This window comes from Streptomyces sp. NPDC047453 (assembly GCF_040643155.1).
Classification (GTDB): Bacteria; Actinomycetota; Actinomycetes; order Streptomycetales; family Streptomycetaceae; genus Streptomyces.
Genome location: NZ_JBEYTS010000184.1, coordinates 1 through 1,307 on the forward strand (window position 1 = coordinate 1; position 1,307 = coordinate 1,307).

At 66.7% G+C, this 1,307-nt stretch carries 1 protein-coding gene; it reads right to left on the reverse strand.

The features are described 5' to 3' along the window. Window positions 1–142: 142 nt before the first annotated feature. Window positions 143–1,285 carry an IS701 family transposase gene (locus tag ABZ818_RS42820; protein ID WP_361427768.1) on the reverse strand — a complete coding sequence of 381 codons (1,143 nt, stop codon included), beginning with the start codon at window positions 1,283–1,285 and terminating at the stop codon, window positions 143–145. Between the last annotated feature and the right edge of the window lie 22 nt (window positions 1,286–1,307).

The window sequence follows — 1,307 nt, forward strand, 5'->3', positions numbered from 1 at the left end:
TACTGCAACCGCATCTGGGGGTTGTGGCCTCGACGTTTGTAGTGGGAGCGGCGGGCTCGGGCCTGGCTGTGTCTACGGAAGTGTGACCAGTGCAGATGGTGGTCGTTGGTGTGGTGGCGGGGCGTGATGACGATGTGCCCGATCAACCGGCGGATCTCCGGGACGCTGAGGGGTATGAGGTCTTGCTCGTCCTCTGCGTCGCCCCTTTTGTGGCTTCTTGGGCGCGGACTGCAGTCAGGTAGGCGAGTGCGGCCATCGACAGGGTGATGTGCCGGTACCAGGCCCGGTAGAGCCGGACCTGGTAGTGGTCCAGGCCGCACTCGCCCTTGGCGGTCTGGAAGCACTCCTCCACCGCCCACCTCGCTGCGGCGACTTTGACCAGGTCTTTCAGTCGCGAGGAGGCCGGTCCGTAGCAGACGTAGTAGGCGATCTCGGTGGGGTCGCTGACACTGCGGCGGGCCAGCACCCAGTGCCCGAAGCCGTCTTCCCAGCAAGGGCGGATCGCGACGCGCGCCCAGTCGTAGACGCGTTCGCCGTGCGCGCCCGGCCCGCCCGACAGCCGCTTCCAGCGTTGTCGGGGCAGCGCGGCGATCAGCTCGTCGACCCGGGCCTCGGCCCAGCCGGTCGTGACCACCGTGTCGTTGACCTTGGTGGCCATCACGTGGGCGACCTTGCGCTGCTCCAGCCAGAAACGTGTGTGCTTGACCTGCCCGTATGCCTCGTCCGCGGTCACCCATGCGAACGGCACACCAGCGTCGATAGCGCGTTGCAGCATCCGCCTGAAGTGCTCGTTCTTGGTCGCGAAACAGATCTCGTCGTCAATGCCGGCGGCCCGACAGCGGTCCCGGTCATCGGTCCAGGAGGCCGGGAGGTAGAGCTCGCGGTCGATCAGGGCACGTCCCCGGGCCGAGGCGTAGGCCAGGAAGGTTCCGATCTGGCAGTTTTCCGTGCGGCCCGCAGTACCCGAGTATTGGCGCTGGACGCCGGCGGATTTGGTGCCTTTCTTCAGAAAGCCGGTGTCATCGGCGATCAGGACCGCGTCCTTGGCGCCGATGGTCTCCACGACGAAGTCACGGACGTCATCACGGACTGCGTTCTCGTCCCAGTCGGAGAGGTTGAGTAAGCGCTGGACACCGTCCGGGCGGAGCTGGCCGACCTGCTCGGCCAGCGTCCAGCCGTTCTTCTTCTCCAGAGGTGCGACCAGCCCCTCCAGGTAGTCCAGTGCACGCTCGCGCGGCTCGGACCTGCCAAAACGGTGGGCGAACCGGGCATGCAGCCCGGCCATCCCCTCGGACCACGACTCAACC

Excerpts from the sequence above, each read along its gene's own strand:
- ABZ818_RS42820 (WP_361427768.1), bottom strand. The coding sequence starts at position 1,285 with ATGGCCGGGCTGCATGCCCGGTTCGCCCACCGTTTTGGCAGGTCCGAG.